This window comes from Streptomyces sp. NBC_01352 (assembly GCF_036237295.1).
GTDB classification, from domain to species: Bacteria; Actinomycetota; Actinomycetes; order Streptomycetales; family Streptomycetaceae; genus Streptomyces; species Streptomyces plumbiresistens.
This window is the reverse complement of sequence record NZ_CP108354.1, coordinates 869878-888884: the sequence shown is the minus strand read 5'-3', so window position 1 is coordinate 888884 and position 19007 is coordinate 869878. Positions and strand designations below refer to the sequence as shown.

Below are 19007 nucleotides of genomic sequence, written 5' to 3'. Positions count from 1 at the left end.
TCCCTTGCCGATTCGTGTTCACTGATCCGTCTCGTCGGGTTTCTCGGCGGGCTTCTCGTCGGGCCGGTAGCACATCGCCAGCAGCGCCGCCGCGCTCGCCGTACCGATTCCCGCGGCCAGCAACGCGGGCCTCGGACCCGCGTGTTGGCGTCGCAGCAGCCCGTCGAGGGAGTACGTGCCGTTGCCCAGCGCGGCCAGCGCGACGGCCGCGCCGCCCACGACACCGACGTACTCCCAGCCGCCCTTGAAGACGAAGAAGCCCTTGCCGCGATGGTCGGTCCGGGCGGCCACGGTCATCAGGCCGACGGCCGCCGCCGCGGGGAGCGGGTTGGCCGCGCCGAGCGCGATGCCCACCCCGGCCGCCATCTCGGTGCCCGCCGCCATGCGGGCGTGCACGGCGGCCGGCCGGAGACCGAGCGCCTCGAACCAGCCCGTGGTGCCTTTGAGCCCGCCCGGTCCGGCGACCTTGTTCCAGCCGTGCGCGAAGAGCATCGGGCCGAGGGTCGCGCGCAGGACCAGGGCGGCCGCGTCGTGGCCCTTCACTGGCCGACCCCCGTCGCCCGGCCTGCGGGAGCGACGCCGTACAACTGCGGTACCGCGTCGACGAGTTCCTCGTAGGTCAGGGCCTGTCCTGACCGGCTCGGGTGGACGGCCGCGACCGTCCAGCCCTGCAGCCGGTTCAGCCGGTTGCCCTCGATGCGCAGGACCTGACCGGTCAGCCAGGCCGCGCTGTCGGAGGCCAGGTACACGACGACACCGGAGGCGTTCGCGGGGTCGCGCGGGTCGAAGCCGTCGACGGCTTCGAGGCCTGCGCCGACCTCCAGCCCGTCGGTCATCCGGGTGGCCGCGATCGGCGAGATGGCGTTCGCGGTGACGCCGTACCGGCGCATCTCCAGCGCGGTGAGCACGGTGAGCCCGGCCGTCCCGGCCTTCGCGGCACCGTAGTTGGACTGTCCCTGGTTGCCGAACAGGCCGGTCCCGGACGTCGTGTTGATCACGCGGCCGGCCACCCGCTCACCTCGCTTCGACGCCGCACGCCAGTACGCGCACGCGTGCCGGGTGAGCGCGAAGGTGCCTTTCAGGTGCACCGCGATGACCGCGTCGAACTCCGCCTCGGTCATCGAGAACAGCATGCGGTCACGCACGATCCCCGCGTTGTTCACGACGATGTCGAGGCGGCCGAACTCCGCGACGGTGTCGGCGACCATGGTCTCGGTCGCCGCCCAGTCCGTCACCGAGGAGTGGTTGGCGAGCGCACGGCCGCCGAGCTTGGTGATCTCGGCGACGACCTCGTCGGCGGGGGAGTCTCCGGTCTGTTCGCCGTGGATGCCGGAGCCGAGGTCGTTCACCACCACGGTCGCGCCGGCCTCGGCGAGCGCCAGGCAGTGCGCCCGGCCCAGCCCTCTGCCACCACCGGTGACGATGGCGACCTTGTCGTCGAGGATGCCCACGCCGTACCTCCAGATGTGTGAGTTCAGTCGAGTTCGCGCAGTACTTCGTCGGTGTGCTCGCCGAGCGTCGGCGCGCCGCCGCGTGGCTTCTCGTCGACTCCCCAGAAGCTGACGGGCGTCGCCACGGTCCTCAGCGGCGGAGCCTCGCCCATGCCGGGCTGTTCGACGAACGCGCCGACTGCCTCCGCCTGCGGATCGGCCGACACCTCCGCCAGGGTCTGCACGGGCGCCCACCACACGCCCTCGGCGTCGAACCGCTCCGCCCACTCGTCCAGCGGCCGCTTCGCGAACTCGTCGTCGAATATGGCGATCAGCTCGCGTACGTGGCCACGCCGGGCCTTGCCGGTCGCGAACCGCTCGTCCGTCGCCAGGTCGTCGCGGCCGAGTGCCTTGAGCAGTCCGGGCCAGTGGCGGTGGGCCTCCAGGCCGACCAGCCAGAACCAGCGGTCGTCGGCCGCCCGGTAGCAGTTGTAGAGCGGGGACTCGTGCTCGGTGCGGTGGCGGGTACGGCCGCGCTTGCCGAAGAAGTTCTGCAGCGCGAGGTCGTTCCCGTTGGCGTACGTGCCGGAACGCAGCAGGGACACGTCGACCACACCGCCCTCGCCGGTGCGTTCCCGGCGCAGCAGCGCGGCCAGCACGCCCGCCACCAGGTTGGACGCGGCCGTACGGTCGCCGAGGCCGGGCCGGATTCCGGGCGGCGGCTCACCGGCCGGGGTGAGCATGGCGGCGATGCCGGGCCGGGCCCAGAACGCGGAGACGTCGTACCCGGCGCGGTCGCGCTCGGCGCCCGTCCAGCCGTAGCCCGTCAACGTGCCGACGACCAGGCGGGGATGGCGGGTGCGCAGTTCGTCCGGGGACAGCCCCAGCCGCTCCAGGGCGCCCGGGCGGAGGTTGGTGACGAACACGTCCGCGCGCTCCAGCAGCCGCTCCAGGACGCCCTTGCCCTCCTCCGAACGCAGGTCGAGGACGATGCCGCGCTTGCCGCGGTTGTCGGTCTCGAACGGGGGCGCGCTGTCGATGTCCTGGCCGACGTGCTTGAGCGTGTACCGGTTGGGGTCGCCGGTCGGTGCCTCCACCTTCACCACGTCCGCGCCCCAGTCCGCGAGCATGGTGGCCGCGGCCGGTGCCGCCACCCACATGCCCAGCTCGACGACGGCGATGCCCTCCAGTGGCCGCACGGTCCACCTCCAGATCTGTTGGGACGCCTGCTGCACGCCTGCTCTGCACTGCTCCAGGCCTGCTCTGCACCTGCTCCACGCCTGCTCCACGCCTGCTACGCGCCGCGGAACTCGCCCGGTCGGCGTTCCCGGAAGGCCTTCAGCCCCTCGGCCCGGTCCTCGGTGCAGAACAGCACCGAGACGGTTTCGCGCTCGTACGCGATCGCCGCCTCCAGGTCCATGCCGAGGCCGTAGTCGATCAGCCGCTTGCCCGCGGCGAGGGCCAGCGGGGCGCCGGCGGCCAGTCGCGCCGCCAAGGCCTCCGCGGCCTTGAGCGCGCCACCGGGCTCGGCCAGTTCGTTGACCAGCCCGAGCGCGTGAGCCCGCTCCGCGTCGATCGGCTCGCCGGTGAGGATCATCTGCTTGGCGATCGCTGGCGGCACCAGACGCGGCAGTCGCTGCGTGCCCCCCGCGCCCGGCAGCACGCCGAGCTTCATCTCCGGCAGGCCGAGCCGGGTGCCGCGCTCCGCCACCCGAAGGTCGCAGGAGAGGGCCAGCTCCAGACCGCCGCCGAAGGCGAACCCGTGGACGGCCGCGACCGAGGGCTTGGGGAAGTCCTCCAGGAGCGCGTACGCCTCGGTCAGCCGCCCCACGAAGGCACGGAACTGTCCGGGTGTCGTGCAGGACTCGATCTCACCGATGTCGGCACCAGCCGAGAAGGCACGGCCGGCTCCCGCCACGACCAGGGCGCGTACGTCGTCGTTGGCGCGGACGTCGTCCAGCGCCTGGGTGAGCTGTTCCACGGTCTCGGAACCGATGGCGTTGAGCTGCCCCGGCCGGTCCAGGGTCAACACGGCGATGTGGTCGCGGAGTTCCACGCGCAGCACGGTGCTCACCTCAGACCATCGTCAGGCCGCCGCTGACCGAGAGCGTCTGCCCGGTCATGTAGGCGGCGTCGTCGGACGCGAGGAAGGCCACCACACCGGCGATGTCGGCGGGCTGGGCGACGCGCCGCAGCGGGATCGCCCGCACGGTCGCGTCGTACATCTTCTGGCTGTACTCGGCGACCTGGCCGAGCAGCGCGGTGTCGGTCGGGCCCGGGCAGACGCTGTTCACGGTGATGCCGTACCGGGCGACCTCGCGGGCCAGCGCCTTGCCGAAGGCGATGACCCCGCCCTTCGTCGCGGAGTACACCACCTCGCCGGAGGAGCCGACCCGGCCGGCGTCCGAGGCGATGTGGACGACCCGGCCGCCGCCGCGCTCGATCATCGGGTCGAGCACGGCCCGGGTCACCGTGATCGTGCCGCGCAGGTTGACGGCGATGATCCGGTCCCAGGTCTCCTCGGTGGTGTCGACGAAGCGGCCGATGACGTCGACGGCCGCGTTGTTGACCAGGATGTCCACCGGACCGAGTTCCGCGGTCACCCGCTCCACGGCCGTGTGGACGGCCGCACTGTCGGAGATGTCCGCGCCGACCCCCGTCGCCCGCACCGCGTAGCGCTCCGCGAGCTGGGCCGCGACCTTGCCGGCGGCCTCGGGATCCAGGTCGCAGACGGCGACCGCGGCTCCGTGGGCGGCGAGCCGGTCGGCGATCGCCTCGCCGATGCCGCGTCCCGCTCCGGTGACGAGTGCCACCTTGTCCCGTACGCTCACGCGCCCTCCCTCGCCCAGGTCCCGATACAGCGCTATCGTATAACTACTTCAGCTAAATAAGCGAGATGTGTGAGTGGAGTCGAGCATGCGCCGTACGATCTTCACCGAGGAGCACGAGCTGTTCCGCGAGACCGCCCGCACCTTCTACCTGCGCGAATGCGCCCCGTACGCCGAGCAGTGGGAGCGCGAGGGCCAGGTGAGCCGGGCCGCGTGGGCGGCGGCGGGAAAGGCCGGCCTCATCGGCTGGCAGTTCCCGGAGGAGTACGGAGGCCAGGCGATCTCGGACTTCCGCTACAACGCCATCATGGCGGAGGAAATGGCGGCCACCAGCTCGGTCGGCATCGGACTCGGGCTGCAGAACGACGTCATACCGCCCTACCTCATGTACCTCACCACCCCGGAGCAGAAGGCCCGTTGGCTGCCCGGAGTGATCAGCGGCGAGACGATCTGCGCACTCGCACTGTCGGAGCCGTCGGCCGGGTCCGACCTCAAGGGCATCCGCACCACTGCCCGCCTGGAGGGCGACGAGTGGGTGATCGACGGCTCCAAGACCTTCATCACCAACGGCATCCTGGCCGATCTGGTCATCGTCGCCTGCAAGACCGACCCGGAGGCCGGACACCGGGGCATCAGCCTGATCGCCGTCGAGCGTGGCGCCGAGGGTTTCGAGCGCGGTAGCAAGCTCGACAAGGTCGGGATGAAGGCCCAGGACACCGCCGAACTCTTCTTCCATGAGGTGCGCGTCCCCGCCGAGAACCTCATCGGGCAGGAGGGTCGCGGTTTCTACCACATGATGGGCAACCTTCCGACCGAGCGGCTCGCCATCGCCGTCTCCTCGCTGGCGGCGGCCGAGCGGGCCTACGCGCTTGCGCTGGAGTACGCCAAGACTCGCACCGCGTTCGGGCAGCCGATCGGGGAGTTCCAGGCCAACAGGTTCGCGCTCGCGGCCATCAAGGCCAAGCTGAGCGCCGCCCGGGTCTACGTCGACGGCTGCATCATGGCGCTGTGCCAGGGTGAGCTGACGGCCGAGGAGGCCGCCGCCGCCAAGTACTGGACCTCGGAGACCGGCTGGGAGGTCATCGACCGCTGCATGCAGCTCTTCGGCGGCTACGGCTACGTCAACGAGTACGAGATCGCACGCATCTGGCGGGACAGCCGGGTGCAGCGGGTGTTCGGCGGCACCTCGGAGATCATGCTGGAGATCATCGGGCGGTCGATGGGTCTGTGACACAGGTGAACCCATTCGCATTGACTGTCTTGGATAAATAGGTTAGCTATTTAAGCGAGATCCGCACGCGGCTCCAGGAGGCACCCGTGGTCACCGTCGACGTCAAGCTGCACCAGGACAGAGCCGAGCACGATCTGCCGCAACCACGGCTGGTCATCGGCGGCAAGGACGTCACCGACACCAGCGGCGGTCTCTACGAACACCGCAACCCGGCGACCGGCCTGGTCCAGGCGCACGTCCCGCTCGCGGGGGCCGCCGAGGTGGACCAGGCAGTGGCGGCCGCCCGCCAGGCCTTCGAGGTGTGGGGCACCATGCGCCCCGCCGAACGCCGCCGGCTGCTCACCCGCTTCGCCCAGCTGCTGCGCGACCACATCCCCGACTTCGCGGCCATCTGCCCGCTGGAGAACGGCGTGTGCATCGGCGGCTGGGCGGACAACGTCGGACCGCACGTCGCCGAGTGGACCGAGTACTACGCCGGCTGGGCCGACAAGATCGAGGGCATGGTCGGCGCCGCCTACAGCCCGCACGAGAACGTCGAGTACACCATCGCCGAGCCGTACGGCGTCATCGGTCACATCATCACGTGGAACTCGCCCGCGCTGTCCCTGGCGATGAAGGTCCCGCCGTCGCTCGCCGCCGGGAACACCGTGGTCATCAAACCGGCCGAGTCCACACCGTTCTCCGCGCTGCTCTTCGCCGACCTGGCCCGTGAGGCAGGCATCCCCGAAGGCGTCATCAACGTCGTCACCGGGCTCGGCGACGCGGGGTCGGCCCTGGTCACCCACCCCGGCGTCGACAAGATCTCCTTCACCGGTGGTCCCGCCACCGCGCGCCGCATCATGGCGGACGCGGCCCTGAGCCTCAAGCCCGTCGTCTTCGAGCTGGGCGGCAAGTCCGCCAACCTGCTCTTCGCCGACACCGACCTGGACACCGTCGTCCCGTACTGCGCGGCCTTCGCCATGAGCAACACCGGCCAGGGGTGCGCACTGCCCACCCGGCTGCTGGTCGAGCGTTCCATCTACGAAGAGGTCGTCGCACGCGTCGCCGGGGTGGTGGCCCACCTGCCGGTCGGGGACCCCCTCGACCCGACGACGTACATCGGACCCCTCATCAACGAAGCGGCCCGTGACCGCGTCCAGGGCATGATCGACAAGGCGGTCGAGGGTGGTGCGGGCCGGCTCGTGTGCGGCGGCGAACGCATCGACTCCGACGGCTACTTCGTGACCCCGACCGTCTTCGCGGACGTCGACAACCGCAGTGACCTCGCTCAGCAGGAGATCTTCGGCCCGGTCCTGGCCATCACCCCCTTCGACACGGAGGACGAGGCCGTCGCCCTGGCCAACGACTCCGAGTACGGCCTGTCCGCCTACATCCAGTCCCGCGACATCGCGCGCGTCAACCGCCTGGTGCCGCGCCTGAAGGCCGGGACGGTCTATGTCAACCCGGGGCCGAATCCGATCACTTCGCCCGCCACGCCCTTCGGCGGCGTCGGCATGAGCGGATTCGGGCGGGAAGGCGGCAAGGCCGGCCTGGAGGAGTTCATCAACGTGAAGGGCGTCGGCATCGGCCGCGTCTGACCGACCATGGGGAGCCAAGACGTGAATCCCGCCCGCCGCCTCGCCTTCGGCGACATCATCCGTGAGCACCGCAGGTCGTTTCCCGACGGAGTCTCCCTCGTCGACGGTGACGTCCGACTGACCTGGCCCCAGTTGGACGAGCGCACCAACCGACTCGCCCACGCCCTCACGGACGCGGGCGTCGGCTCCGGCGACCGCGTCCTGTGGCTGGGCCAGAACTCCTTCCGGATCTGGGAGCTGCTCGGCGCCGCCGCGAAGATCGGCGCCATGGTCTGTCCCGGCTACTGGCGCTGGGCGGCCCCCGAAATGGCGTTCGCCGTCGAGGACTTCGACCCCAAGGTCGTCGTCTGGCAGGACGAGGAGATCGGCGACACGGTCGGCAAGGCACGGGCCGAACTCGGCAGTGACCACTGGGCGTTGTGGCTGCGCCATGACGTCGAGAGCGCCGCGGGTCCCGAGTCGTACGAGTCCTTCCTGGCCGCCGGCTCGCCCGAGGACCCCGTCGCCGACGTCGACCCCGACTCCGCGCTCCTGGTCATCTACACCGCGGCGATCTCCGGACGGCAGTCCGGCTCGATGCTCTCGCACCACAACCTGCTCGCCATGGGCGCGAGCGGCGCCTGGATGGGGGACATCGGCACCGAGACCGCCTTCCTGGGCGCCGGACCGATGTTCCACATCGGCAACTACCAGTTCTGGGGCGTCCCGGCCTTCGTCCACGGCGGCAAGAACGTGATCGTCCGCCGCGTCGTCGCCGAGGAACTGCTCCCGCTGCTCGCGGCGGAGCAGTGCACCCACGCCTATCTGATGCCCCCGACCATCGCGCAACTCGTCGCGTTGAACCGCGAGGCCGGTCACGACCTGTCCCACCTGCGGGCGAGTGTCGCCGCCCCCCTGTGGCAGGGCACCGTGCCCACGGACCAGAGCCGGTTCACCCGCAACGGCGGCGGCGAGGGCCGCGGCTACGGACAGACCGAGGTGACCGGCTTCGCGGTGACCGGCGCCTACGGCGGCACGGGCACCGGCAACGCGGGACGGCCGGGGCCCTTCACCGCCGTACGCGTCCTGGACTCCACCGGCGAGGAGTGCGCGGTCGGCGAGGCGGGCGAGATCTGCGTCCGCGGCGACCTCGTGCACCTCGGCTACTGGAACCGGCCGGAGATCAACGAGGAACGCTTCCGCTTCGGCTGGTGGCACACCACCGACCTGGGACGGCGCGAGCCCGACGGCACACTCAGCTTCCTCGGGACGACCACCCGCATGCTCAAGTCCGCCGCCGAGAACATCTTCCCGGCCGAGGTCGAGAACTGCGTCGAGTCGCACCCCGCGGTCAAGGAGGCCGCCGTCATCGGCGTGCCCAACGAGCGGTGGGCGCAGGACGTCAAGGCGGTCGTGGTGCTGCGCCCGGACGCCGAGCCGGTCACGGCGGCGGACCTCATCGAGCACTGCCGGGCGCGGATCGCCTCGTACAAGAAGCCGAAGACGGTGGAGTTCGTCGAGGCGCTGCCGCGCACCAAGGACTACGCGAAGGACTACGAGGCGCTCGACGAGCGCTTCGGCGGTGGCGGTTATCCCGGCGGGGACACGCTCGGTGCGGGACGGTGACCTCGTGAACGGCCGCCAACCCGTCGTCGTCGGCGTGTACGCCACCGAACAGGCGCTGACGCTGCCCGACCGCGACGCCATGGACCTCGCCCTCGAAGCGGTTCGCGGCGCGATCGCGGACGCCGGGCTCACCCCGGCCGATGTCGACGGGGCGCAGGTCGACTGGCCCGGCCCGGGCGGCGTACCCGGCGAGGGCAGCTCCTGGGCGCGGATGCTCGGCCGGGACCTGCGCTGGACCAGCGACTCGATGCTCGACAACGCGGGCTCCCGGGGCCTGCTGAAGGCGGCCGCCGCCATCGGCGCCGGATACGCGGACACCGTCGTGGTCGGCGGCTGCAAGCTGGTCTCGCGCGGGGCCGGTCCCGTCGGGGCAGGGGTGCCGCTGGAGTTCGCCGACGTGTGGGGCAGCTATGTCGTCGCCCAGTTCGCGCTGGTGGCGGCACGGCACATGCACGAGTACGGGACGACCTCCGAACAGCTCGCCGAGGTCGCCGCCACCATCCGCAACAACGGCACGACCAACCCGGAGGCGATGATGTACGGGCGCGGCCCGTACACCGTCGACGACGTGCTCGCCTCCCGGATGGTGGCCACGCCCTTCCACCTGCTGGACTGCTGCATCGTCGGCGAGGGCGGCGCCGCCCTCGTGGTGACCACCGCCGAACGGGCCCGCGACCTGCCGCACCCGCCCGTCGCCGTACTCGGCGGCGGCATGGAGTACCACCAGGCCGCGTACGCCAACCCGGCGCTGCACCGAGAGGTCGGTCAGCTCGGCCGGGACGCCGCCACCCGCGCCTACGCCATGGCCGGCGTCGGCCCGCACGACGTGGACGTCTTCTCCCTCTACGACCCCAACTCCTTCGAGGTCATCAGGCAGTTGGAGGCACTCGGCCTGTGCGGGGAGGGCGAGGGCGGACCGCTGGCGGCGAGCGGTGCCATAGCTGTGGGCGGCAAGCATCCCGTCAATCCCGACGGCGGCTGCCTGGCGTACGCCTGGAACGGCACACAGCAGATGACGCTCAAAGTCGTCGAAGCCGTACGGCAGTTGCGCGGCACCGCCGTGCACCAGGTCGAGGGCGCGGAACTGGCGGTCGTCGGCAACGCCGGATCCGGGGCGCAGCACTACGAGATGAGCGTGCTGGGGAGGACGCGATGAGCCGGCCCGTACCCGTCCCGACGCCGCTCTCCGAGCCGTTCTGGGACGCGGCCCGGCGCGGCGACCTGGTGATTCCATACTGTCCGGCCTGTGACCTGCGCTTCTTCGTTCCCGAGCCGGCCTGCCCGGGGTGCATGGCGCCGGACTGGCGATACGTGCCGAGCACGGGCCGGGGCACGGTCTACTCGGTGACGGTGGTGCACCGCGCCCCCGGTCCCGGGTTCGACACGCCGTTCGCGCTGGCCGTGATCGACCTGGACGACGGCGGCACCCTGCTGTCCCATGTCGACGCGGGAGACGGGGGAGATGCCGGAGATGCCGCCGATGTTGCCATCGGCCTGCGCGTCCGAGTGGACTTCCGTCCGCTCACCGACGAGATCACACTGCCGTACTTCGTACCGGATGCTGGTGACTGAAGGAGATGGACGCCGTGGCGAACACGCCGGTACGAGTCCCCAAGATGGCCGAACTGGTGGCGGCACAGCTGCGCCGCAAGATCGTGCGCGGGGAGCTGACGGAGGGGGAGGCACTGCCGGCCGAGACGGCGCTGATGGCGGAGTTCGCCGTCTCCCGGCCGACGCTGCGTGAGGCGTTCCGGGTACTGGAGTCGGAGTCGCTGATCAGCGTGCGCCGGGGCGCCCGGGGCGGGGCACGGGTGCAGATCCCGGAGGGCCCGGTGGCCGCCCGCTATGCCGGGGTGGTCCTCGAATATCGCGGCACGACCCTCAAGGACGTCTACGACGCCCGTACGGTCATCGAGGCGCCGTGCGCCGGTCTGCTGGCCGAGAGGCGCACGGACGAGGACCTGGAGCGGCTGCGGGCCGCCGTAGCCGAGGCCGAGCTGCTCATGGACGACCCGTCGGCCTTCATCCGCGCCCACATGGAGTTCCACGCCCTGGTCGTCGAACTGGCGGGCAACGAGACGCTGAGCGTCCTCAACGGCATGGTCCGGCACATCATCGACCAGGCGAACTGGTCCCACGTCGACCTCGACGCCGGCAGCCCCGAGAACGTACGGGCCAACCGCCGGGGCTTCCGTGCCCACGGCGCCCTCGTCGAGCTCGTCGCCGCGCGCCGGGCCGAGGCCGCCGAGGAGCTGTGGCGCCTCCACCTCCAGGAGGCCGAGGACTACCTGCTGCAGAACAGGTCCATGACCACCGTCCTGGACCTGCTCGGCTGACGCGACGTCAATTGCTGTGCAGCTCCTGCACAATGGGCTCCCACACCTCGGCGTCGATCTCGTACGCGGTGTAGAAGGACACCCGGTCGACCAGTGCCCCGTACCGGCGCCGGATCTCGCCCGCGACCTGTTCCGGCTCCGCCACGACCGCGAAGGTGTGCAGCACCTCGTCGTCGACGAGCCCGCTCATCGCCTCCCACTTGTCCTCGCGCCGGGACGTCGACAACGCGTGCAGCTCGTCGCCGAGTTCACCCCACCCGTGCAGCTCCAGCACCCCGCGATAGGCGGGAGTGCTGCCGTAGAAGGCGATCTGGCCGCGGGTGCCGTCGATCGCGCGGGCCATCTCCTCCTCCGTGCGGCCGGTCGCGGTCAGGAGCAGGTGGGACACGGAGAAGTCGCTCCGCGTGCGGCCGGACGCGGCCAGTCCCGCCTCCACGGTCGGCAGCGTCACCTCCCGCAGGTATCGCTCGGTGGTGAAGCCGTGGGCGAGGAGTCCGTCGGCGACCTCACCCGCCACCCGGGTCATCGCCTGACCGACCGCGGCCACGAACACCTTGGGCGCGCCGCCGGGTGCGGGCGGGGGAGAGAAGAAGGGGGACATCAGCGTGTGCGAGTAGAAGTCGCCGCGGAAGTTGAGCTTCTCGCCCTGGTTCCAGGCGGCCCAGATGGCGTGCAGCGCGCTCACGTACTCCCGCATCCGGGCCGCGGGCCGGCTCCACGGCATGTCGAAGCGCCGCTCGATGTGCGGCTTGATCTGGCTGCCGAGGCCGAGCGAGAACCGTCCGCCGGCGTAGGTCTGCAGGTCGTGCGCGGTGTAGGCGAGCTGCATGGGGGAGCGGGCGAAGGCCACCGCGATGGCTGTACCGACCTCCAGGCTGTCGGTGTGCTCGGCCGCCAGCACCAGCGGCAGGAAGGGGTCGTGCTTGGACTCCGACGCCCACAGGCCGTCGTAGCCGGCCTTCTCGTGGTGCCGGGCCTCCTCCACGACCGCCGCCGTGCCCCACACGTTGAGCTTGCCGTCGACCTTCATGCCGCTCCCCTGTCCGTGTCCATGCCGATTCTCCGTGCGAGCAGTTCCCGGTGGTACGCCGGATCCCCGAACAGGAGCTGTGACGTCTTGGCCCGCTTCAGATACAGGTGGGCCGGATGCTCCCAGGTGAAGCCGATACCGCCGTGCACCTGGATGTTCTGCTCCGTCGCCTGCAGACAGGCCTCGGAGCAGAACGCCTTGGCCAGACTCGCCACGGCGGGCAGCTCCGGGTCGGCGTTCACCGCGTTCTCTGGGTTCTCGGCGTTCCCTGCGTTCTCGGCGGCGAGCAGCGCGTAGTGGGCGGCGGCGCGCGCCGACTCCACCTCGAGGAGCACGTCGGCGAGCAGATGCTTCACGGCCTGGAAGGAGCCGATGGGCCGCCCGAACTGGTGGCGTACCTTGGCGTACTCCACCGCCATGTCGAGCGCGCGGGAAGCCACGCCGACCTGCTCGGCGGCCAGCGCCACCGCGGCCCTGTCGAGCACCTCCGCCACCAGGTCCCAGCCGTCTCCGTGCGTACGCAGCCGCGTCGCCGGTACGTCCTGGTAGTCGAGGCGCGCCTGCCGGCGGGTCGGATCCAAGGTGGGCAGCGGCTCACGGGTCAGGCCGGCCGCGTCGCCGTCCACCCAGAAGACGCCGATGCCGTCGCCGGTGCGGGCGACGGTGAGGACGACATCGGCGGTGGCGCCGTCGAGGACGAACAGCTTGTGTCCGGTGAGCAGCCAACTCCCGTTGCTCTCACGGGCGGTGAGGCGAACACCGGCCGCGTCCCAGCGGGCGGAGTCCTCGGTCAGGGCCAGTGTCCCGACGAGTTCGCCGGAAGCAAGGCCCGGCAGCAGGCGTTTGCGGGCGTCCTCGTCGGCGCAGCGCAGCAGTGTGGTGGTCGCGAGGACGGCCGAGGACAGAAACGGCGCGCACAGCAGCGCACGGCCCATCTCCTCCATGACCACGCCCACTTCGACCGGCCCGCACCCGGCACCGCCGTACTCCTCGGGGACCGCCAGCCCCTGAAGCCCGAGTTCTGTCCCCATCCGGCGCCACAGCGCCCGATCGAAGCCCTCGGGCGTCTCCATCAGGCGTCGCACCTCGGTCTCTGGCGAGGTGGCCGTCAGGAACGCCCGTACCGTGCGGCCCAGTTCCGCCTGCTCGTCGCTGAACGCGAAGTCCATGCCTCAGCCTTCCTCGCGGGCTCGTCGACGATCGCGGGACGCGATGATCTTCTCGACGGCGGCGATGTGGTCGGGTGCGTGCATGCTGTCCCGCTCGGCGAGCAGGGCGGGTTCCAGCACCGTCGCGAGTGCCTGCTCCAGATGCAGGTTCACCGCCCGCTTGGTCTCGCGCAGCGCCTGCGCGGGCAGTGCGGCCAGCCGTCCGGCCAGGTCCATGGCCTCGTCCAGGAGCTTGTCCTTCGGCACGGCGCGGTTGGCCATACCCAGCCGGACCGCGTCCTCGGCGCTCACCCGGTCGCCGAGGAACAGCAGTTCCTTCGCGCGGGTCAGCCCGACGAGCAGCGGCAGGACGAGAGCGCCGCCGTCGCCCGCGACGAGGCCGACCTGGACGTGCGGGTCGGCCAGGTAGGCGTCCTCGGCGATCAGCACGAGGTCGCTGAGCAGGGCCAGGCTGCAACCGAGGCCGACGGCGGGCCCGTTCACCGCCGCGATCACCGGCAGCGGGCACCGGACCATCCCGGTGATGATCCGCCGCGCCTCGTCGACGTTCTGCTGCCGGAAGGCGCGGTCGCGCTGGACCCGGGTCATGATGTCGAAGTTGCCCCCGGCGCTGAAGGCCCGTCCGCGACCGGTGAGCACGACCACCCGGGCCTCCGGGTCATCGGCGAGCGAGTCCCAGACCGAGGCGAGCGAGGAGTGCAACTCCTCGCTCATCGCGTTGAGCTGGTCCGGCCGGTTCAGCTCGATCAGCCGGACCGGCCCGACGGCCGTCACCAAGAGGTCCGTCATCTCCACCGCCATCAGTCATGAACGAACGAGTCAGTAGAGTTGAATGCTATAACTAATTAAGCTTTCTGGAAACGGCTCGCTGGAGTGACGGAGGACGCGTATGCCGGAGCAGGAGTACGAGACCGTGCGGGCCGAGGTGGCGGACCGGATCCTCACCGTCACCCTCAACCGGCCCGAGAAGCTGAACGCCTTCAGCCCCCGGATGATGAGCGACCTGCTCGACGTCCTGGACGCCGCGGACGTCGACGACGAGGTGCGCGTGGTGGTGGTGACCGGTGCCGGACGCGGCTTCTGCGCGGGCGCCGACGTCAGCTCCGGCGGCTCGTCCTTCGACCACCGTACGGCGGGTGCCTGGCACCGGGACACCGGCGGCCGGGTCGCGCTGCGGATCTTCTCCAGTACCAAGCCGGTGATCGCGGCGATCAACGGCCCGGCGGCGGGCGTCGGGGCCAGCATGACCCTGCCCATGGACATCCGGCTGGCGTCGACCTCGGCGAAGTTCGGCTTCGTCTTCGCACGCCGCGGCATCGTGCCGGAGTCGGCGGCGAGCTGGTTCCTGCCGCGGGCCGTCGGCATGCAACGGGCGATGGAATGGGTGGCGACCGGCAGGGTCTTCGGACCCGACGAGGCCCTGGCGGCCGGGCTGGTCCGCTCCGTCCACCCGCCCGAGGAACTGCTGCCGGCGGCGTACGAACTCGCCCGTGAGATCGCCGAGAACACCTCGGCGATCTCGGTCGCCCTGTCACGCCAGATGATGTGGCGCATGCTCGGCGAACCCCACCCGATGGCCGCGCACCGGCTCGACTCGCGGATCATGAGCCAGATCGGCGGCGGCCCGGACCCGGTGGAGGGTATCGAGTCGTTCCTCGCCAAACGGCCGCCCGCATTCCCGGGCCGGGTCAGCAAGGACATGCCACCCCTCTACCCCTGGTGGCAGGAGGAGGAGTTCCGACCCTTCGGGGAGCAGGAGCAGGAGGCCTCGGGGCGCTGATGGGCGTGGTTGTGCGCGGGGGATGGTGGATGACTGTGGTGCCCGCCTGGGCGAGCACCACCAGGAGGATTTCTGGCTGCTGAAAGCGGTCAGCTGGCTGCCCGGTGTTCCCGGAATTCATGCACGCTGGCAGTGAGGGTGCCGTCGTGCTGTTCGTAGTGGGACAGGGCGACACCGAGGCCGAAGAAGGTGGGAGCCCACTCGCCCACGAAGAGGCCCCACCGGTCGGCGCGGGCGACCCCGGCGCCGGGCTCCGCCTTGAGGCTGGTCATCCATGCGGCGACAGTGAGGCCGATGGAGGTGAAGGCAGCCATGTAGGCGTGCTCGCTGCGGACACCCATCTCGTGCATCTTTTTTACGATCACGGTGTTCTCCCGATCATGTGCCAGTGAACCAGGTGACAGCGTCCTGGGCCGATGGACTCTCGTGGGGCGGTGGCGTGACGGCCCCTGATCTCAGGCGATGGAAAGAGTCTCGGCGGGCGCTTCTACGGGTGAGAGTGCCCCATTTTTCCTGAGAACAACAATATCTGGTGATTTACTACTGTCTGTGTGTGCACAGGTCGCGAGCTCCACATCTGGTAGGGACGACGGCATGCAGACTTTCTTGCCCTATCCCGACTTCAGGGCGTCGGCCCTGGTGCTGGACCGCCGCCGGCTCGGCAAACAGCGGGTCGAGGCACTGCAGGTCCTTCGCGGCCTCATCGTGCCGGGTTACGGATGGCGCCACCACCAAGCGGTGCGGATGTGGGCCGGATACGAGGAAGCGCTGGTCCGGTACGGTCTGGAAGTCTGCAAGGTGTGGTGTGAGCATGGTCATCAGGACAGCTGCTCGGTCACACTCGTCACCGATCTGCGCGCGATCCGTCCCGGTGCGTCGGTACGCGACCAGGTGCCCCTCGGGGCTGCTGGGGAATTGCCTCCTTGGCTCGGTGACGACGCCTTTCACCGCAGCCACCGGTCGGCACTGGTACGCAAGGACCCGACCACGTACGCACCGCTGTTCCCCGACGTGCCGGATGATCTGCCCTACCTCTGGCCGACCTCGGACCGGACAGGCGACCCGCCTTCCGAGGCGTGAGGTTGAGGATGTAACTGCTCCCCCGGATTCCCACCTAGGAGATCTGGCCGAAACATTGTCGTAGTTTGCATGAACTGTTAGCGTCCGGTCGGCGGGCATTCAGTTGAATGCGCTAAACCATTGACCGCCTGGACGGTAGCCATGAGCGATGGTTTTCTGCACGAGTCCCTGCGCGATGTCGACTGGGGGGTCGCCACCGCCGACACCATCGCGGCCCCGCCGCCGCCCCCGCCGGAGCGCGGCGGGCACTTCCGGCAGTGGACGGACGACATCCGGCAGCTGACCGGCGTCGCCGCGGACACGCACCGCATGGTCGTCGGATGGCCGCAGCTCCAGCCCGACGGCCCCGGCAGCTGGGACCCGGAGGCCCTGGACCGCTGTGACCGCGCGCTCGATTCCCTGCTCGAGCAGGGCCTGCGGCCCAGCCTGACCCTGCTCCACCGCTCGCTGCCGCCGTGGCTGGACGCCGCCGGCGGCTGGCTCGCCCGCGACTGCGCCGAGCACTTCGCCGCGTACGCCGCCGAACTGGGCCGCCGTTTCGGCGACCGGGTGGAACGCTGGATCACCTCCACCGACCTGGCCGGGCCGACCCTCGCGGACCATGTGGCCGGAATGTATCCACCGGGCCGGGGCATCGGCCTGGCGGGGCTGCCCACGGTCCACCACATCCTGCTCGCCAACGGACTCGCCGCCCAGGCGCTCAGGGCCGCCGACGTGCACGGCCGGATCGGGACCACGATCACCCTCGTCGGCGGCTACCCGGCCACCGACGACCCCTACGACCGTCTCGCCCTGGAACGTCTGGAGAGCTGGACCAACCGCCTCTTCCTCGACCCCCTGCTGCTCGGCGAGCACATGGTGACCGAGGACGACGTCTCACCGGTCGAGGCCACCGGCTGTGTCCGCCCCGGTGACATGGAGGTCATCGCGACCGCCCAGGACCTGCTGGGCCTGTCCTGGCACACCCCCTTCCGCGTCACCGCACCGGAGAACCTGCCCCGCGTGCTGCCGTCCGCGAAGTGCCAGAGCGCCCTCAACGACGTGAACCGCCTGCTCGTGGGCCTCGGTTTCGCCATCGTCCCGTTCGACGACGTGGAGACGACGGCTTACGGCTGGCCCATCGTTCCGGAAGGGCTCGCCGACGCCGTCGCGGGCCTGTACGAGCTGTACGGGGACCGGCTGCCGCCGCTGTCCGTCGTCGACAACGGCATGGGCGACCTGGACCTGGTCGACGAGACGGGACACAGCGACGACGCCCGGCGCCGGGCCCTGCTGCGCGCCAGGCTCTCCTGGCTGGCGCGGCTCGTCGCGGCCGGTGTGGAGGTGTGCGGCTACGAGTACTGGTCGGTCCTGGACAACCTGGAGACCAAGTTCCGCTACACCCGCCTGTATGTGATGGCGGTCCCGGACCACGAGCCCCCGCCGCGCCCACCGATGCCTTCCGACTGGCTGCACCGTGGCGCGTTCGCCGACCGCACCGCGCCCGGCGCGGGCCGCGCACCCGGCCTGAGCCTGGTGCCGGCCGCGTCCCGGGCTCAGGGCGCCGGAGCCTCGTAGTCCCGGCCGCGGATCAGCCGGACCGGGGTGTAGACGAGGACCTCCTCGTCCCGTTGGTTGCGTACGGTGATCCGGCTGGTCACCACGCCCCGTCCGGGTTTGCTGGAGGGGCGGGAGTCCGTGGTCTCCACGACGGCGTGCAGGGTGTCGCCGACGTACACCGGGCCCCGCACGGTCAGCTCCATGTGCAGGAAGGCGAGGCCCGTGCCGTGCAGCACGTTGGTCTGCAGGACGAGTCCCTCGGCGATGCAGTACGTCAGCGCGCCCGGGACCAGCCGTCCGGTGTAGCCGCCGTCCGCCGCGTGCGAGGCGTCCCAGAACAGGGGCTCGTTGAAACCGCCCCAGGTCACGAAGTTGACGAGATCGGTCTCGGTGATGGTGCGGCGGGCGGTCCGGAAGATCTGGCCCTTCGGCATCTCCTCGTACGTCATCCCCTTGACCAGCGCGGGGATCTCGGTGGTGGTGTGCTCCGACGTCATTGCGGGCTCCTCATGCGTCCGTGGGCGTCCGTCTGCAACCGTGGGCATCCGGGGGGTCAGAGATCGATCGGGTGCTTGCCGGCCACACCCTCGAAGTCCGGTGCGCGCTTCTCGCGATGGGCGGCGAGCCCCTCGACGACCTCGTGCCCGGCGAAGCCGAAGAACTCCAGCCCCAGCGAGGCCTCGAAGATCGGCTGGGCCGTGCGGTACCAGTGGTTGAGGGACCGCTTGGTCCAACTGATGGCGCTGGCCGGCCCGGAGGCCAGGGCGGTCGCCACCCGCAGACCCTCGGCGTGGACCTCCTCGTCCTCCACGCACTTGGACACCAGACCGATCCGCTCGGCCTCCTCGCCGGTGAGCGTCTCGCAGGTCAGCAGGTAGTACTTGGCCTTGGCCATGCCGCACAGCAGGGGCCAGCAGATGGCGGCGTGGTCACCGGCCGCGACCCCGAGACGGGTGTGCCCGTCGACGATCTTCGCCCGGCGCCCGGCGATGGAGATGTCCGCCAGCAGGCCGATGACCAGTCCGGCACCGACCGCCGGTCCATGGATCGCGGAGACCACCGGCTTGGAACAGTTGATCACCCCGTACACCATGTCCCGCGCTTCACGCATCACGCGGGCGCGCACCGCGTGGTCCTCGGTCATCGCCTCGATGGAGTCGAAGGTCCCGCCGGCGGAGAACGCCTTGCCCGCTCCCTGCACCAGCACGGCACGGGTCTGTTCGTCCCGGTCGACGACCGGCCAGATGTCGGCCAACTCCCCGTGCATCCGCGGATCCACGGCGTTGAGATTCGGGGCGTCGAGCACGATGCGCAGGACGCCGGACGCGGGCCGCTCGAAGGTCAGGCTCGTGAACGGGGCGTAGAGATCGGTCACGTCGCGCTCCTGGTGCATTCAGTGTGG

The 19007-nt window shown here is 70.6% G+C and carries 20 protein-coding genes; 9 read left to right on the top strand and 11 right to left on the bottom strand.

All coding sequences use genetic code 11. The features are described from left to right. Window positions 1-18: 18 nt before the first annotated feature. From OG252_RS04370 to OG252_RS04350, 5 genes are all read right to left on the bottom strand, one after another. The gene (locus OG252_RS04370; protein ID WP_329333837.1) at window positions 19-543 is read right to left on the bottom strand and encodes a DoxX family protein; all 525 of its coding nucleotides are present in this window, start codon (window positions 541-543) and stop codon (window positions 19-21) included. Continuing rightward, window positions 540-1451, bottom strand: coding sequence for an SDR family NAD(P)-dependent oxidoreductase (locus tag OG252_RS04365; RefSeq protein ID WP_266451797.1), 912 nt, complete (start codon window positions 1449-1451; stop codon window positions 540-542). Before OG252_RS04365 ends, OG252_RS04370 begins: the two co-directional genes overlap by 4 nt. Window positions 1452-1474: 23 nt before the next feature. Then, window positions 1475-2629, bottom strand: a complete 1155-nt coding sequence (locus OG252_RS04360; RefSeq protein ID WP_329333833.1) for a CaiB/BaiF CoA transferase family protein — start codon at window positions 2627-2629, stop codon at window positions 1475-1477. A 95-nt stretch (window positions 2630-2724) separates the two neighbouring features. Beyond that, on the bottom strand, window positions 2725-3504 hold the full coding sequence (locus OG252_RS04355) for an enoyl-CoA hydratase/isomerase family protein (protein ID WP_329333831.1): 780 nt from the start codon (window positions 3502-3504) through the stop codon (window positions 2725-2727). 1 nt (window position 3505) lies between these two features. After that, the gene (locus OG252_RS04350) at window positions 3506-4261 is read right to left on the bottom strand and encodes an SDR family NAD(P)-dependent oxidoreductase (RefSeq protein ID WP_329333830.1); all 756 of its coding nucleotides are present in this window, start codon (window positions 4259-4261) and stop codon (window positions 3506-3508) included. Window positions 4262-4346: 85 nt separating this feature from the next. Between OG252_RS04350 and OG252_RS04345 the strand changes: the two genes are divergently transcribed. From OG252_RS04345 to OG252_RS04320, 6 genes are all read left to right on the top strand, one after another. Continuing rightward, the gene (locus OG252_RS04345; protein ID WP_329333829.1) at window positions 4347-5489 is read left to right on the top strand and encodes an acyl-CoA dehydrogenase family protein; all 1143 of its coding nucleotides are present in this window, start codon (window positions 4347-4349) and stop codon (window positions 5487-5489) included. A gap of 86 nt (window positions 5490-5575) precedes the next feature. Beyond that, the gene (locus tag OG252_RS04340) at window positions 5576-7066 is read left to right on the top strand and encodes an aldehyde dehydrogenase family protein (RefSeq protein ID WP_329333827.1); all 1491 of its coding nucleotides are present in this window, start codon (window positions 5576-5578) and stop codon (window positions 7064-7066) included. 21 nt (window positions 7067-7087) lie between these two features. Further along, window positions 7088-8671, top strand: coding sequence for an AMP-binding protein (locus OG252_RS04335; protein ID WP_329333825.1), 1584 nt, complete (start codon window positions 7088-7090; stop codon window positions 8669-8671). Between the two features lie 4 nt (window positions 8672-8675). Next, on the top strand, window positions 8676-9827 hold the full coding sequence (locus OG252_RS04330) for a thiolase family protein (protein WP_329333823.1): 1152 nt from the start codon (window positions 8676-8678) through the stop codon (window positions 9825-9827). Beyond that, window positions 9824-10243, top strand: coding sequence for a Zn-ribbon domain-containing OB-fold protein (locus tag OG252_RS04325; RefSeq protein ID WP_329333821.1), 420 nt, complete (start codon window positions 9824-9826; stop codon window positions 10241-10243). Before OG252_RS04330 ends, OG252_RS04325 begins: the two co-directional genes overlap by 4 nt. Window positions 10244-10248: 5 nt before the next feature. Next, a complete protein-coding gene (locus OG252_RS04320; RefSeq protein ID WP_329333819.1) occupies window positions 10249-11007 on the top strand; it encodes a FadR/GntR family transcriptional regulator in 759 nt (252 codons plus the stop codon). Between the two features lie 7 nt (window positions 11008-11014). Here the strand turns inward: OG252_RS04320 and OG252_RS04315 are convergent, their stop codons facing one another. The 3 genes from OG252_RS04315 to OG252_RS04305 are packed head-to-tail and all read right to left on the bottom strand — an operon-like array spanning window position 11015 to window position 13995. Then, window positions 11015-12037 carry a TIGR03617 family F420-dependent LLM class oxidoreductase gene (locus tag OG252_RS04315; RefSeq protein ID WP_329333817.1) on the bottom strand — a complete coding sequence of 341 codons (1023 nt, stop codon included), beginning with the start codon at window positions 12035-12037 and terminating at the stop codon, window positions 11015-11017. Continuing rightward, window positions 12034-13206, bottom strand: coding sequence for an acyl-CoA dehydrogenase family protein (locus OG252_RS04310; protein WP_329333815.1), 1173 nt, complete (start codon window positions 13204-13206; stop codon window positions 12034-12036). The genes OG252_RS04315 and OG252_RS04310 overlap by 4 nt, the downstream gene beginning before the upstream one ends. 3 nt (window positions 13207-13209) lie before the next feature. Then, window positions 13210-13995: an enoyl-CoA hydratase/isomerase family protein gene (locus OG252_RS04305; RefSeq protein ID WP_266451809.1), complete on the bottom strand. Its 786-nt coding sequence runs from the start codon at window positions 13993-13995 to the stop codon at window positions 13210-13212. Window positions 13996-14095: 100 nt separating this feature from the next. Here OG252_RS04305 and OG252_RS04300 point away from each other — a divergent pair, with 100 nt between their 5' ends. Further along, window positions 14096-14986, top strand: coding sequence for a crotonase/enoyl-CoA hydratase family protein (locus OG252_RS04300; RefSeq protein WP_329333813.1), 891 nt, complete (start codon window positions 14096-14098; stop codon window positions 14984-14986). 89 nt (window positions 14987-15075) lie between these two features. On the opposite strand, the gene OG252_RS04295 is transcribed toward OG252_RS04300, so the two are convergent. Next, window positions 15076-15336 (bottom strand): hypothetical protein, encoded by a 261-nt coding sequence (locus tag OG252_RS04295; RefSeq protein ID WP_266451811.1) that lies wholly within the window; start codon window positions 15334-15336, stop codon window positions 15076-15078. Between the two features lie 244 nt (window positions 15337-15580). On the opposite strand from OG252_RS04295, the gene OG252_RS04290 reads away from it, so the two are divergent. Together OG252_RS04290 and OG252_RS04285 are read left to right on the top strand one after the other, a co-directional pair. Further along, the gene (locus OG252_RS04290) at window positions 15581-16066 is read left to right on the top strand and encodes an MSMEG_6728 family protein (RefSeq protein ID WP_329333811.1); all 486 of its coding nucleotides are present in this window, start codon (window positions 15581-15583) and stop codon (window positions 16064-16066) included. A 141-nt stretch (window positions 16067-16207) separates the two neighbouring features. Further along, the gene (locus OG252_RS04285) at window positions 16208-17623 is read left to right on the top strand and encodes a glycoside hydrolase family 1 protein (protein ID WP_329333809.1); all 1416 of its coding nucleotides are present in this window, start codon (window positions 16208-16210) and stop codon (window positions 17621-17623) included. Here OG252_RS04285 and OG252_RS04280 read toward each other — a convergent pair. Then, window positions 17602-18102 (bottom strand): MaoC family dehydratase, encoded by a 501-nt coding sequence (locus tag OG252_RS04280; RefSeq protein ID WP_266451814.1) that lies wholly within the window; start codon window positions 18100-18102, stop codon window positions 17602-17604. The genes OG252_RS04285 and OG252_RS04280 overlap by 22 nt on opposite strands. Window positions 18103-18158: 56 nt before the next feature. Then, window positions 18159-18980, bottom strand: a complete 822-nt coding sequence (locus tag OG252_RS04275) for an enoyl-CoA hydratase/isomerase family protein (RefSeq protein WP_266451815.1) — start codon at window positions 18978-18980, stop codon at window positions 18159-18161. Between the last annotated feature and the right edge of the window lie 27 nt (window positions 18981-19007).